Origin of the sequence: Methylobacillus gramineus, from assembly GCF_020532675.1 — a bacterium.
Lineage (GTDB): Bacteria > Pseudomonadota > Gammaproteobacteria > Burkholderiales > Methylophilaceae > Methylobacillus > Methylobacillus gramineus.
Genome location: NZ_JAJAVE010000001.1, coordinates 1,073,421 through 1,086,598 on the forward strand (window position 1 = coordinate 1,073,421; position 13,178 = coordinate 1,086,598).

The 13,178-nt window shown below is 49.5% G+C and carries 15 protein-coding genes and 1 pseudogene; 10 read left to right on the plus strand and 6 right to left on the minus strand.

The genetic code is table 11. The features are described 5' to 3' along the window. Positions 1-12: 12 nt before the first annotated feature. A complete protein-coding gene (locus LG201_RS04995) occupies positions 13-1,194 on the minus strand; it encodes an aspartate aminotransferase family protein (RefSeq protein ID WP_226771061.1) in 1,182 nt (393 codons plus the stop codon). A 459-nt stretch (positions 1,195-1,653) separates the two neighbouring features. Between LG201_RS04995 and LG201_RS05000 the strand changes: the two genes are divergently transcribed. The 3 genes from LG201_RS05000 (at position 1,654) to LG201_RS05010 (ending at position 4,500) form a co-directional block, all read left to right on the plus strand. Next, a complete protein-coding gene (locus LG201_RS05000; protein ID WP_226771062.1) occupies positions 1,654-2,787 on the plus strand; it encodes an aromatic ring-hydroxylating oxygenase subunit alpha in 1,134 nt (377 codons plus the stop codon). A gap of 107 nt (positions 2,788-2,894) precedes the next feature. Further along, on the plus strand, positions 2,895-3,758 hold the full coding sequence (locus tag LG201_RS05005) for a DMT family transporter (RefSeq protein ID WP_319006036.1): 864 nt from the start codon (positions 2,895-2,897) through the stop codon (positions 3,756-3,758). A 31-nt stretch (positions 3,759-3,789) separates the two neighbouring features. Continuing rightward, positions 3,790-4,500, plus strand: a complete 711-nt coding sequence (locus tag LG201_RS05010; RefSeq protein ID WP_226771063.1) for a hypothetical protein — start codon at positions 3,790-3,792, stop codon at positions 4,498-4,500. A gap of 5 nt (positions 4,501-4,505) precedes the next feature. Here LG201_RS05010 and LG201_RS05015 read toward each other — a convergent pair whose 3' ends face one another. From LG201_RS05015 to LG201_RS14475, 5 genes and pseudogenes are all read right to left on the minus strand, one after another. Next, complete coding sequence (locus LG201_RS05015) at positions 4,506-5,147, minus strand: response regulator (protein ID WP_226771064.1); 642 nt, start codon at positions 5,145-5,147, stop codon at positions 4,506-4,508. Then, positions 5,144-6,862 (minus strand): PAS domain S-box protein, encoded by a 1,719-nt coding sequence (locus LG201_RS05020; protein WP_226771065.1) that lies wholly within the window; start codon positions 6,860-6,862, stop codon positions 5,144-5,146. Before LG201_RS05020 ends, LG201_RS05015 begins: the two co-directional genes overlap by 4 nt. Beyond that, positions 6,859-7,230: pseudogene (locus LG201_RS14420) on the minus strand (tyrosine-type recombinase/integrase). Before LG201_RS14420 ends, LG201_RS05020 begins: the two are co-directional and overlap by 4 nt. After that, on the minus strand, positions 7,199-7,417 hold the full coding sequence (locus LG201_RS14425) for a site-specific integrase (protein WP_319006037.1): 219 nt from the start codon (positions 7,415-7,417) through the stop codon (positions 7,199-7,201). The pseudogene LG201_RS14420 and the gene LG201_RS14425 overlap by 32 nt, the downstream one beginning before the upstream one ends. Before the next feature lie 73 nt (positions 7,418-7,490). Continuing rightward, entirely contained in the window at positions 7,491-7,583 is a 93-nt protein-coding gene (locus LG201_RS14475) for a hypothetical protein (RefSeq protein WP_404809711.1), read from the minus strand. 1,184 nt (positions 7,584-8,767) lie between these two features. On the opposite strand from LG201_RS14475, the gene LG201_RS05030 reads away from it, so the two are divergent. The 7 genes from LG201_RS05030 to LG201_RS05060 all read left to right on the plus strand — a co-directional run bounded on the left by LG201_RS05030 (position 8,768) and on the right by LG201_RS05060 (position 13,050). Continuing rightward, the gene (locus LG201_RS05030; protein WP_226771066.1) at positions 8,768-9,274 is read left to right on the plus strand and encodes a hypothetical protein; all 507 of its coding nucleotides are present in this window, start codon (positions 8,768-8,770) and stop codon (positions 9,272-9,274) included. A gap of 59 nt (positions 9,275-9,333) precedes the next feature. Then, on the plus strand, positions 9,334-9,726 hold the full coding sequence (locus LG201_RS05035) for a lysozyme inhibitor LprI family protein (RefSeq protein ID WP_226771067.1): 393 nt from the start codon (positions 9,334-9,336) through the stop codon (positions 9,724-9,726). Positions 9,727-9,851: 125 nt separating this feature from the next. Continuing rightward, positions 9,852-10,007: a hypothetical protein gene (locus tag LG201_RS05040; RefSeq protein WP_226771068.1), complete on the plus strand. Its 156-nt coding sequence runs from the start codon at positions 9,852-9,854 to the stop codon at positions 10,005-10,007. Positions 10,008-10,062: 55 nt separating this feature from the next. After that, on the plus strand, positions 10,063-10,671 hold the full coding sequence (locus LG201_RS05045) for a DUF2238 domain-containing protein (RefSeq protein ID WP_226771069.1): 609 nt from the start codon (positions 10,063-10,065) through the stop codon (positions 10,669-10,671). A gap of 108 nt (positions 10,672-10,779) precedes the next feature. Next, positions 10,780-11,232: a hypothetical protein gene (locus LG201_RS05050; protein ID WP_226771070.1), complete on the plus strand. Its 453-nt coding sequence runs from the start codon at positions 10,780-10,782 to the stop codon at positions 11,230-11,232. A gap of 69 nt (positions 11,233-11,301) precedes the next feature. Continuing rightward, positions 11,302-11,994 (plus strand): hypothetical protein, encoded by a 693-nt coding sequence (locus LG201_RS05055; RefSeq protein WP_226771071.1) that lies wholly within the window; start codon positions 11,302-11,304, stop codon positions 11,992-11,994. Positions 11,995-12,363: 369 nt separating this feature from the next. Beyond that, the gene (locus tag LG201_RS05060) at positions 12,364-13,050 is read left to right on the plus strand and encodes a PEP-CTERM sorting domain-containing protein (protein WP_226771072.1); all 687 of its coding nucleotides are present in this window, start codon (positions 12,364-12,366) and stop codon (positions 13,048-13,050) included. The last annotated feature ends 128 nt before the right edge of the window (positions 13,051-13,178 follow it).

The following is a 13,178-nucleotide window of genomic DNA, read 5'->3' on the forward strand; positions in this document are numbered from 1 at the left end:
ATGGTTCCGGCCTTAATGGGCGAGGAACTTCTTGATTAAAGGAGTCAGGATATCCACTACCTGCTGGGCCTCCTGCTGGTTCATGACCAACGGGGGCAACAAGCGGATTACCTTGTCAGCAGTGACGTTGATCAATAGCCTGGCTTCGAGCGCCTGCTTCACCAGCTCCACGCATGGACGATCCAGCTCTATGCCTATCATCAAGCCAGCATTGCGGATGGTGGCAACGCCAGCCACCCCTTTCAACTCCGTGGCAAAGGCCTCACGTATCCAGTTGCCCAGCTGCTCGGCATGTGCCAACAAACCTTGCTGCTCAATGATATTGAGCGTAGCCAGGCCAGCCGCAGAAGCCAGTGGATTGCCGCCAAAAGTAGAGCCGTGCTTGCCATAGGTAAATACTTCAGCAGCAGCACCATGCGCCAGGCAGGCGCCAATTGGCACACCTGAACCCAGGCCCTTGGCCAAGGTCATGACATCCGGCACCACCTGGGTATGCTGGAAGGCAAACCAGGTGCCAGTCCGTGCTACACCACTCTGCACCTCATCCAGCATCAGCAGCCATCCGTTATCATCACAAAGCTGACGCAATCCTTGCAGATAAGCAGCAATGTCTTTGGGCACATTGATACCGCCTTCACCCTGAATCGGCTCCAGCAATACCGCCACTACATTGGGGTTATGTGCAGAGACCTGGCGCACTGCCTCCAGGTCATCAAATGGCACCCTGATAAAACCGCTGACCAGAGGCTCAAAACCGGCTTGTGTCTTGCGGTTTCCAGTAGCAGACAATGTTGCCAATGTACGCCCGTGAAATGCCCTTTCCATCACAATGATTTCAGGATTCTCCACGCCCTTCTGATGGCCAAACAAGCGCGCCAACTTGATGGCAGCCTCATTGGCCTCACAGCCGGAGTTACAGAGAAACACTTTATCCATGCCGGACACTTCACACAGCTTGTCAGCCAGGCTGGACTGCTCGGCAATGCCGTAGACATTGGAAACATGGATCAGGCGGCCAGCTTGCTCACTGATCGCAGCCACCAAGTCAGGATGTGCGTGGCCCAGACCATTCACAGCAATCCCGGCCAACGCATCCAGGTAACGATTTCCTTCTTTATCCCAGAGCCATACACCTTCGCCTTTGGCAAAGGTAACAGGTTGACGGGCATAGGTATTCATCAAGTGTTCGGACATTTGCAGTATTCAGTCTCAAAGATTAGGTCGAGTAAAGCTTAAAAACAAAAACGGCGGCACCAGCCGCCGTTTACAGCATTTTACGGCGGGTTCAGTACGCAATAATGGCGCGTTTGCGCAGCAGTCGAATGGCTGTCAGCGTCGCCAGATTCATATTCTCTTTGCGTATTGTCATCATGTGTACCCACCAGTTTAGAATCCAAAAGCACCTCAGCGAGACGCCCCATACACTTTGCCAAACAAGCCTTGACTGCTTGTCCAGCCAAGCTAAAAAACCTTGTACATCAAGGGGTCGAGAGTAGCGCAATTCCTGCTTTTAGGCAAGAATTCAGCATATTTTTGCTACAAGAAAACAGGACAAAACTTAACCTTAGTATAGCAACGGGTTTTAAAAATACGGAGTTTCGGGCAGAATTCAATGTTGGCTTAATTTAACGCACCAGATCCAACCTCACCACTATGGTATCACTAGCATCCGTTACCACTCTACCCAACAAGGGAAACGACCAGCAATTTAGCACGCAATTGCCAGTCTCCTGGTATACCGATCCCGCCATTTATGCGCTTGAGCAACAGCACCTATTTACTGCTGCGCCTAAGTACATAGGCCATGAACTCATGGTGCCAGAAAACGGCAGTTACCATGCGCTGGAATGGATGAACAATGCCAAGGCGCTCATTCGCAATACACACGGAATTGAACTCATCAGCAATGTGTGCCGCCATCGCCAGGCCCTGATGCTAACAGGTAGCGGCAAAACCAAGAACATTATCTGCCCTTTGCACCGCTGGACCTACAATACTCAGGGGGAACTGCTTGGGGCACCACACTTTGAGCAGAACCCATGCTTGCATTTGAATACATCCTCCTTGCAAAACTGGGGTGGGCTGCTGTTTGAAAGTAAACGCAATATTGCACAAGACCTTAAACAACTGGGCTGCCAACAGGATTTCGATTTTACTGGCTATATGCTCAACCGGGTCATGGTGGACGAATACAAATTCAACTGGAAAACCTTCATTGAAGTGTATCTTGAAGACTATCACGTCGGCCCTTTCCACCCCGGCCTGGGCAACTTCGTAGACTGCGAAGCGCTTAACTGGGAGTTCGGCGATTGGTATAGCGTGCAAACAGTCGGTGTGCACAGGGCGCTGGAAAAATCGGGCTCTCGTATCTACCAGCAGTGGCAGGAACAAGTGCTGAAATATGGCAAGCAGCAACAGCCCAAATATGGCGCAATCTGGATGGTGTATTACCCGTTTGTAATGATAGAGTGGTACCCCCATGTATTGGTGGTGTCGCACATCATTCCACGCGGGGCAGATGCCTGCACCAATGTGGTGGAATTCTATTATCCAGAAGACATCGCCCTGTTTGAGGAAGAATTTGTCGCAGCGCAACAGGCGGCTTATACCGAAACTGCGATTGAGGACATGGAAATCTGCCAGCGCATGCATGATGGTCGCCGCGCACTGGCAGCACAGAATATTGATGAACGCGGCCCTTATCAACACCCCATGGAGACCGGCATGCAGCATTTCCATGCATGGTTACATAGACAGCTCGATCCCCACATCAAGCATACAGGCTGATAGCAGCCTGCCCGAACGCCCAGCAACATGGGCATCCATTCCACAACAAAGCGTATATCGCGCTTGATGGATTTCAAAGAGTCAGACGTTCAAGAATTGGACCTATTGTGAACTTACCCAAGCTAGGCAGTCTGTGGATGTTGGTAGCTGCCTTTTTCTTCGCCATCATGGGAGTATTGGTCAAGATAGGCGCTGAGAAATTCAGTAGTGCCGAATTAGTGTTTTACCGCTCGCTATTTGGCCTGGTATTTATTGTGGCCGTCACGCGTTACCACCATCTCTCGCTCAAAACCTCGCTCATCGGCACCCATATGAAACGTGCCATCTTGGGGTTTACCTCGCTGATCTGCTTTTTCTTTGCCATCAGTGAGCTGCCATTGGCTACCGCCATTACGCTTAACTACACATCTCCACTTTTCCTGGCGATGGCGATGCCATTTATGCTGCATGAGAAACCCCGAAAAATACTGATATTGGCTGTAATCATCGGTTTTATCGGGGTTAGCCTGCTACTCAAACCCAGCTTGCATATTGATGAACTGATTGCTGGTGCCATCGGCTTGCTGTCTGGTGCCATGGCAGGTGTTGTCTATGTTCACGTCACGCAACTGGGACGCGCCGGAGAGCCAGATTGGCGGACTGTGTTTTACTTCACTCTTGTCTGCACGATAGGCGGTGCACTCTGGATGTTATTTTTCCATTTCACGCCATTGGATTGGGCTGACCTGCCATTGCTGCTGGGCATAGGCGTGGTGGCCACGATTGCCCAACTTGCATTAACACGCGCTTATCGCACTGGCAGCCCATTGGTTGTCGGTAGTTTGGCTTACACCACAGTGCTGCTAGCCAGCCTGTTTGGCATTATCTTGTGGGGTGAAACCTTATCCCCTGATCGCTGGCTGGCGGTTGGACTCATCATCCTGAGCGGTATTATCAGCGTGCGCGCTACACCTCGGCCAAATAAAGGTTAAACTTTCCACCTCAACGTCCGTTGAAGTGAATATGAGCAGAATCGTTACAAAGCACTCATTTCTGGCAAACTTGGCTATCCTGCTCGCCTCGGCGTGCCTTAGTGGCTGCATGGGCGGCCCCATTATTCAGCAAGTCGCATCCTCGCTGCTCATGCGTGCCGCAGACCAAGCCACTTCAGACGCTTATGAAGCCCATCTGCTACAAAGCCCTTATCAACAACAAATCGCAAGAAATCCGCAGGAAGCAACGGCCTCCATCCCCGGCCATGCCAGCGCCAGCAAGCCTTCAGCAGAACAGCAACCACAATTCAATCAATACTGGAGCGACTTTCTCAACACAGGCTTCACTCCCATTACAGCGGTAGAGGAATCACTCCCAGCGGCTGATCACCCACAGATAGCGAGCAACACAGAACAGCCGATTGACAGTCTTGCAGCAAACCAGCTCTTGAACATAGAGATATGGAACACCGTCATTGGAGAGGAAAAATTGGTTTTACTGGAGCAAGCGCGCCTGAAGGGCAGCAAATTGCCTGCAAAAGAGGAATGGACGAACTGGCAGTTAGCATTGGGCGCCGCCAAACAAAATCAGCAAAATCCGGTGATATTTCTGATACCCCCAGATTTTGGACGCATGACCAGCGGACAGGAAGTCATTGTTGAAATCGCCGCCAACGGCGAGCTGAGCATGGCACGTTATCAGCTACAACCCGCCACCAACATCCGCCAGGCTACCAACTAGCCACATTAAGGGTCTATCAGACCCGATCGCATGGCAATCAAGGCAATCTCAGCAGAGTTATTGGCACCCAGTTTTTGCTTGATGTTATAGAGATGTGTGCCCACGGTACGCGGTGACAGACACAGAACATCAGCAATGTCATTGGTGGTCTTGCCTTTGGCCAAGGCCATAAACACTTCAAACTCGCGGTCAGACAATACATCCACCGGATTCTGTTGCCCGGAAATCTGCTGAATGGCCATTTGTTGTGCCACATTGGCTTCCAGGTACATTTTACCAGCCGCCACCGTGTGAATCGCCTTGATTAACTCTTCTGCTGCACTACGCTTGGTCAGATAGCCCAACGCCCCGGCATTCAGCACACGCTTGGGGTGGACAGAATCCTCATGAGCAGACAGCACCAGAATACGCGCAGCCTGATCTTTGGCGCGTATCCGGTCGATTGCTTCAATGCCGCCTATGCCCGGCATCGTGATATCCATCACCACCACGTCCGGCTTGTGCTCCTGATAGAGCTTGATGCTTTGCTCGCCACTCTCGGCTTCAGCCACCACACGGATTGCATCATCAGACTCCAACAACAGCTTGAATCCCATACGGACAACCGCATGGTCGTCTACCAGCATCACCTTGATTGTTGCGCTCATAAATTGGTTTTCTCGGGAATCATGACGGAAATAGTGGAGCCTTGACCAGGAATAGAGTCTATATTGAATATGCCATACAGCGCCTGCGTCCGTTCCCGCATGCCCAGCAAGCCGAAATGACGGCTCTGGTCTACATTGCACATATTCATGCCCACACCATTATCCTTGATAAAAAGTATGAGATTACCATCTTCGCGTCGTGCAAGGCTTATATCAATCGCCGTCGCACCTGCATGACGCAAGGCATTGGTCACAGACTCCTGCACAATCCGATAAAGATTGATATTCAAGCTCTCACCCAACAGATTCAGCTTGCCGGATAAATCCAGGTTGAATTTCACCTCAGGATGTTGCGCCTGCCAATCAGCAACTGCATCACGCAAGGCATCGGACAATCCCAGGTTATCCAAGGACCCTGGACGCAAATGGCGAATGATATTGTGCATGCCGTCATAGATGTGATTGGCAGCAGAAACAATGGTTTGCGCGCTGGCTTCTATGTTTGGCATCTCCACCCGGGTTTTGTTGGCAATCGCCACCGCAAAGGTTTTGATCGCAGTCACATACTGCCCAAGTTCATCATGCAACTCTCGCGCAAGGCTTCGACGTTCATCTTCAATATGGCGCTGTATCAAGTGCGTTAACTGCCGGTTTTCCTCAAGCTTGCGCGCAGTTTCCTCTGCCAGCTTACGCTCGGTGATGTCGCGCATACTGCAGATTTCGCCAATCACCTCACCAGTATTGGGGTCCATCAATGGTGCTATGGAAAGCGAAACATCCAGCAACTTGCCATCACGTGCCACACGCTGGGTATCGTAATGCTCAACCTTGTCGCTGACAGCGCCCCTCTCAAAATGCCTCGACAGCTCACTTTCATGATCAGGCGGCAATAACAGGTTGGCAGACTGACCAATAATATCTTCCGGCGCATAAGCAAACATCTGTTGCGCCGCGGGGTTCCAGAATGAAATATTGCCATCCAGATCATGAATCATGATTGCATCTGCGGTCTGCTTCACAATCAAAGCCAGCCGCCGGTTTTCCTCCGTGCTGGCGCGCAAGGATTCACCCATCAAATTGAAGTTTTGTGCAATCCGTGAAAACTCCGGTACCTTGAATCGTGGCAGACGCACCGTCAGGTTGCCCCGCTCCACCTCTGAAATCGCCCTCAAGATATCATCCGCGGGTTTGAGCCAATACCCCAGCATCCAGTAAATCATGCCGTTCAGCACCACAAAGAAGCCCAACTCTATCCACAACAGGCTTTTGAATGAATTCCATGACTCCCGGATAGCACCCATAGCATCCGAAGCCACCACCAGCATGCCAAAACGGATACGCCTAGAGACCACCTCTGGTGCTGGCTCCACCATGCGGGCAAACCATCGGGGAGGCGTTTCATCCGCACGGTAAGTGGATGGCGGCGATTGATACATCAAATCCCCATGGGAGTCGTACAGAAAAATCTCACTGCTGCGCACATGCCCCAGCGACTGCAAAAATGTGTGCATCACATCATGTGTATATCCCCATTCAGGATTCTGCCGTGAGTTGATAATCACCGTATCCAGCAACTGCACCGTCACGCGCGTTGCCGCTTCCACGCTCTCCTCAGTGGAAATCCGCATCCCCTTGATCACCACATATCCCACCGCCAACATCAGCAACAGAAGTAAAGTGGTAATTAATAGATTAAATCGAACTCGTAAACTCATAAATTATCCAGTGGGCGGACAACATCGCGGCCGCCTTTATTCAATACATGGGTATATATCATCGTTGTTGAAACATCCGCATGGCCTAGCAGCTCTTGCACCGTGCGGATATCTTAGTCGCCCTCAAGCAGATGCGTGGCAAAACTATGATGCAAGATATGCGACGCCGCAAGCTTGACGATACCCGTTTTTTGTACTGCTTTTTCTACAGATCGCTGTACTGTTTTTTCATCTATCTGATGGCGGCGTATCACCCCGGAACGGGGATCAACTAGAAGCTTGCCAGAAGGGAACACATATTGCCACGACCATGACTGACCACCACTGGGAAATTTTCTATCCGGCGCCACCGGCATATACCCGCCCATAACCAGCTTTCAGGTCTTCTTCATAAAGGTTTTGCACTCGCGCCACATGCGCTTTAAGGGGCTCGACCAAGGTGACAGGCAACAGCGTCACTCTATACTTAAAACCTTTCGCTTCCCGAATCAAAATCTCGCGCTTGGCAAAATCAATGCCCTTCGCCCGCAACCTCAACACCTCCATAATGCGCATGCCGCTACCATACAACATACTCGCAATCAATCACATCGAGCCATCAAAATGTGCCAACAACGCTTGCACCTCATTACGTGTTAATACCACCGGCAAACGCTTCGGCACTTTTTGCCTGATTCTGCGTGCTGGCAGAAACATTATCCGCCACTGCCCAATGCGTCAAAAATGCCTCCACGTGCTCCGCCCCCATGTCTTTTGGTGAAGCTTGCCATGGTGTTTAATCCAATCCGCATAGCTTTTTTCAGTGCGAATGCTGTAATGTTTTACCGCGCTTTTTCCGCCACCAGCTCCAAAAGTTTAGGCGGAGGGGCACTAGATTGACCAAGTATGTTATCCATTTTCAATCTCGCAATATTTTGGTGTGCTAAAAAATAACTGCTAATTGATTTAATTGAGACTATGCACTTAAACACCACATTAGCAACTTGCCCCAATAAAATATTAAGTTGTTTTATGGGGTCTACTTTACGTTAGGCCCAACCAAAAATCATTGCGCTGGGAGCCAATATCCATGCGGCTCCCAGCGCATCCATTTGCGGTGTTGGTTAGTGCCTCAGGTTGCTGTAGTTAAAGCGTTAGTGGTTCAAGGTTTTATGGGCTCCCTGTACGGGCGTCACCACTGCTGTAAGCCACCAAAGTGGCAACATCAGTACGATAGGCACGGTAAGGTCAGCTAGGTTGGTGTTGTCAGTTTTGCCTTTTGTGGTTTTAAGTTACAGTTAAGCTATTCAACGGTTTGGGGAGATCGTTTTGCTACCATCAATTCATATCCACGTTTCGCTCTCATCTCGCCAGCCTAACGCGTCCATCAAGTGGGACACGGTCAAGCGGGACGATCCGGCGGCAATCCGGCTCCGCGCCCCTTACCTTCAACCTTGTGCATCAAAGAATTGGTAAGCGTTGCTCTTTGGTTGTATGTGGGTTCACCGCCACAAACAATACTCTGCGCAGAGTAGAGCAACGCAAACCCCACAGAGCTTGCTACTCCGTGGTAGGTGGTCAAGAGGGGCAAGACGTCACCGAGACGCTAAACCGGGCAAAGACCTCGTAACCACCAACCAACACCTTCTTAACGGCGGGTACTGGGCGCTCGGCGCTCGCTCTATCAAGGAAACTGAAAATGATAGAGTTTGCGTTTTCGGTGAAAATCAGCGCTAAACAACTAATCAAGCTTTGCAAAGTTTTGGTTCAGTTGCTAGTGCTGGGCTACTCACCTAGCTATAGTGGGGCGGGGCTTTGGCCTCGTCCCATCTGTAGTTTTTAAAAGGTTGCTATGCACAACCCATCACTCAAGCTGGACTGGCTAAAGCCAGCCCCTTCATTCAAACGTTAGAGGGCAAGTGTCACGTGGATCCATTTCACTTAATCGGTCGGTATTTCTGGGCAATCTGCCTGGTCTTTTCGCTGTTCAATTATCTCACTGCACGGCGCCGATTGAACTCGACGATCACAGCTCGCACCGAACAGGCCGCGATTGCAAAGAGCTATCACCAGTGGTTTCCGATCGCCGGAGCAATCCCGTGGCTAGTCATGGGCTTTGGCCAAATCATCGGTCACACTCCTAGCATCTGGTACTACTTCCGCCCACAAGACTTCAATCCATACGTCATTGCCTGGCTCGCATCAGTCTTTTTGCTTTCTATCCTCTTCGCCGTGTGGGTGTTTGCCGCAGACGGCGCGCGCAAGACGAGAGAGTTTGAGCTGTTGTCTGCAATAGGAATAGGCATGCGCAGCAAGAAGCCGATTCCAGAGGCCCTCATTAAACTACTCGCAGCACTTGGGCCGGTATTCCTGCTGTTGTGGGTGTATCTGGCCGTGTCAATGAACGCACCAACCCCGCCGAATGTCCTCTAAACCTTCCATCAAGCGGACCTGCCTATGGCAGGCGGCTTAATTCAAACGTGAGGACAATTATGAAAAATCTCATCATATTAATCTTGCTGACCTACTCTAGCCTGGGGCTTGCTCTTGATTGTGAAAACGCATCTAGCACACCTGATATAAATGCTTGTGGAAAAATCGAATTAGACAAAATAGAGCTGGAATTAAACCAAGTTTATAACCGCGTATTAAAAATGATGGATGAAATAAGCAAAGCACCATCGAACATCGCTGATAAATCTAAGCTAAAGAAGAGTTTTGTTGATGCCCAACGACTTTGGGTTAAATTCAGAGAGGCTGATTGTGGCACAACCTATACTTTATGGTCTGATGGAACGATACGCGGGAGTATGTATCTGTCTTGCATGATGGACAGGGCAAATAAGCGCATCAAAGAATTAAAGGACTATGAAGAACGCCCCTAACCCATCATTCACGCAGGATCTTTTACGGCACTCTGAATCACTCATCACCTCCTAAACACTGCATAACAAATAATGGCCAGACTGAATCATTTTCAACCTGGCAGTTAAGCTCATATAATCCCCCCATGCAAAAGAATCATAAAGAAATACTCAATCTTGGCATTGCTACTGTAGTGGGCACTGTACTTGGCGTGACATTGGAAAACCTGGGGCTAGGCATTGCCGTGGGCATTGTGTTGGGCATCGCCTTGTCTTTCCTGAACAAGCCTGGCAAGGATTGAGGCTTAGCTAGCTTAGTCTTGCTCCAGACCCTATATGAACCTCAAGAGTCCCGTTATGTCTCGCACTGCTCCCCTGCTGTTTGCTTCTTTCCTGCTGGTTGGACTGCTTATCCTTTCTGGCTGGCATCCCTATGACCGCACCACATGGCTGATGGAAGTTGTCCCGGTCATCATCGTATTGCCATTGTTGTGGGCTACCTATCCACGCTATCCCTTGACCACATTGCTATATGTGCTGATTTTTGCTCATGCACTGGTACTGATATTGGGAGGCGCTTATACCTATGCACGGGTGCCGTTGGGTTTTGAAATAGCCCATTTTCTTGATCTGGAACGCAACCCTTACGACAAGATCGGGCACTTTACCCAAGGCTTTGTGCCAGCCATTGCAGCGCGCGAAATCCTGTTGCGAGGTGGCTATGTCAAAGGACGCAAGATGCTGGCGTTTCTGGTGATATGTGTTGTGCTCGCCGTCAGCGCTAGTTACGAGCTGATTGAATGGGCGGCAGCGCTCATCATGAATCAGGGTGCAGAGGAATTTCTGGGCACACAGGGCGATCCTTGGGATACGCAATCAGATATGTTTTTTGCCTTGATTGGCGCGACTGTATCTCTGCTGTTGCTGTCAAGACTACATGATCACGAACTGGCAAAACAACATTAATTGCGCATTAACCTATATGCCGCACCAAGTCATGGAAAGAATAAGTAAATGAAGTTTACATCAGCGCTTGTATGCTTAAGCTTGGTGATGATGGTCAGTGGAAAAAGTATGGCAGCACCTGTGACGCCCAAACCGCTGGCGGTCCAGATTGAACACCTGGTCAGCTTGCTCAGTGATGGCGATGCTGTTGGCTATCCTGAGGCCACCCAATTTCAGGTGCTGAAAATCCGTAAAAACCAGGAAATCACATTGGCGGTGCTGACAGTTGAAGGATTTGGCGGTGGCAATAATTTCAGGCAATACCTGGCAGCATTTTCCTTAGAAACAACCAATGCAGGTAAAGCACACTACTCGCTGCTTGATGTGATCCCGATTGGCGCAGGTGGTTGGCGTAGCATAGATAAACTGCATGCCAACATGATCGGGGAAACGAAAAATGGCGGTGTCAATTTCACAATGAAAGCGCTGGAAAACCTGTCGGATGACGCGCCCAATTTTCCCAGCAAAAAAGTCACGCTCAAGCTTACGCTTGAAAATGCACGCCTGAAGGAATCGAAGTAAATACGACAGTTGATCATGTCACAATGCAGGTTCTCCGTTAAACACCCGACTTAGCCAAGGACTCAATCCATGTCTTTATCCGACTCACAGAAAATTGCCATTTTTGACCGCATCTGGGATGAATACGTTAAGACGCATGGACTGGGTGGCATGGCAAAAGGTGATTTTGATGCGCTCTTGCTCTGGGAATATGCCAAGGCCACACAACAAGTTGATGCATTCAGCTTAAGCTCAACATTCAAGATTCGAGAGTCCCGTGCCAAAAGCCTGCTGGATAGCGCCTCCATCAAGTTCGACCAGATAGAGCAAGATGCAGCCTGGTCACAATTACTGAGTGGCTTGCAGGATGTCGAATTTCTCGTAGAAAGCCTGGAGCGGGGTCAGATGCGCTTTCATCTCAAGACGCCTTTACTGTTCCGTCATCTGCAGAATCAGGCACGTGCAATGGATGACAGTTTTAGTTTCAATACAGCGTCTGAATATGTCATCGGCAACTTGCAAACCCTTTACCGCATTCTGGATGTCAGCTGGGAGGAGCATGCATATGGTTCGAACTGGCAAGGTGAACAACTGGTGCAGGAGCGTGAAAAAATCAAGAAAATCATCGGCAAGATCGGCCAAAATATTTCCAGCAACCATTTACAGGCATTGAAATCTGCCAAGAAATCCAGCCTCCCAGGCATGATTGAATATGGCAGCAGGCTTTCTGGAATAGGCCGTTTTATCAAGGAGCTAGTACAGCTCGTGCACCAAGCAAGTTAAGACTGCAATCTCCTGTATACAACATCCTCAATGAGCAGGGCAATCCACTCCCGGCCCTGCTTCAATCGAAATCTCGCTTTTTAGTAATAACCCTCCCTCACAGATGATCACGAGCACGCTCTCTTGTGTGAAAAGTTTTGATCCTGCCCCAGCAATACACTGCATAGCTTAATACCCATGATATGAAACGGGTTGACACAGCAAAATAAATATACATAATACAAATCATTCTTATTTTGATTTATATTAATTAAAAATAAGAAGCTGGCTAGCACCTCTGCTTTCATTGCATTGTTGCGGCCAAATCACACCAGGGTATTTCATTGGGAAATGCCAAGTGTATTTTCATCCATTAGGGGAATTAAAAAAATGAATATTGGAATTGTCCGTTTTATTGCTGGTGCCACCTTGTTCGCTGCCGCCACGCTTGCACAAGCTAACACTACTCACGCTACGTTCATTGACATTGCAGACTCTGTTTCTTTTGATGGCTGGAATCAGCTGAACCGTGCTCGTGTGGATGCTAATGGTAACGCCAGCCCACTGACTTCAGCACAATTGGCAGCTGGTACTGCTGGTAACGTGGCTGGCTCTGGCGATGCATCGCTCAAACTGCTATCCGGCGGATACTATCCAGCAGGTTTTGGTCTTTATGGCGATGGTCGCCTGACATTCACAGACAATACCGTTGCCAGCAACATCAGCTCTATTGCATTCCAAGGCATCATCAATGATTTCGATGCGTCGTTTGGCGGCACGCCATTCAGCCTGACTTTAAGTTACAACAATGGTAACCAAGCTCTCAAAGGGTCTCTTGTTAATTTCGTGAACACAGACACTGCTGCTGATTACTATTATTTCACATGGGATTTGACCGGTATCGCATCCCCAATTACTTCTTACACCCTCAATTTCAATATCGGCTTTTCTCAATCTCTAGCATTCCAGGTTGACCAGGTCGCTGCAGTACCAGAACCAGAAACCTATGCCATGCTGATGCTGGGTCTGGGCGTCATGGGCTTTGCTGCGCGTCGTCGTACTAACCCGAAAATCTAGTTTCCCGTTCTATTTGCAAAAGCCTGAAGCACTGCTTGCAGTGCTTCTTTCATTTCCCCTTGCCCCTAGCTCACATTGATCACGATAACTGCCAACACAATCAGGTTAAAATAAAGGCTTGTTGACTC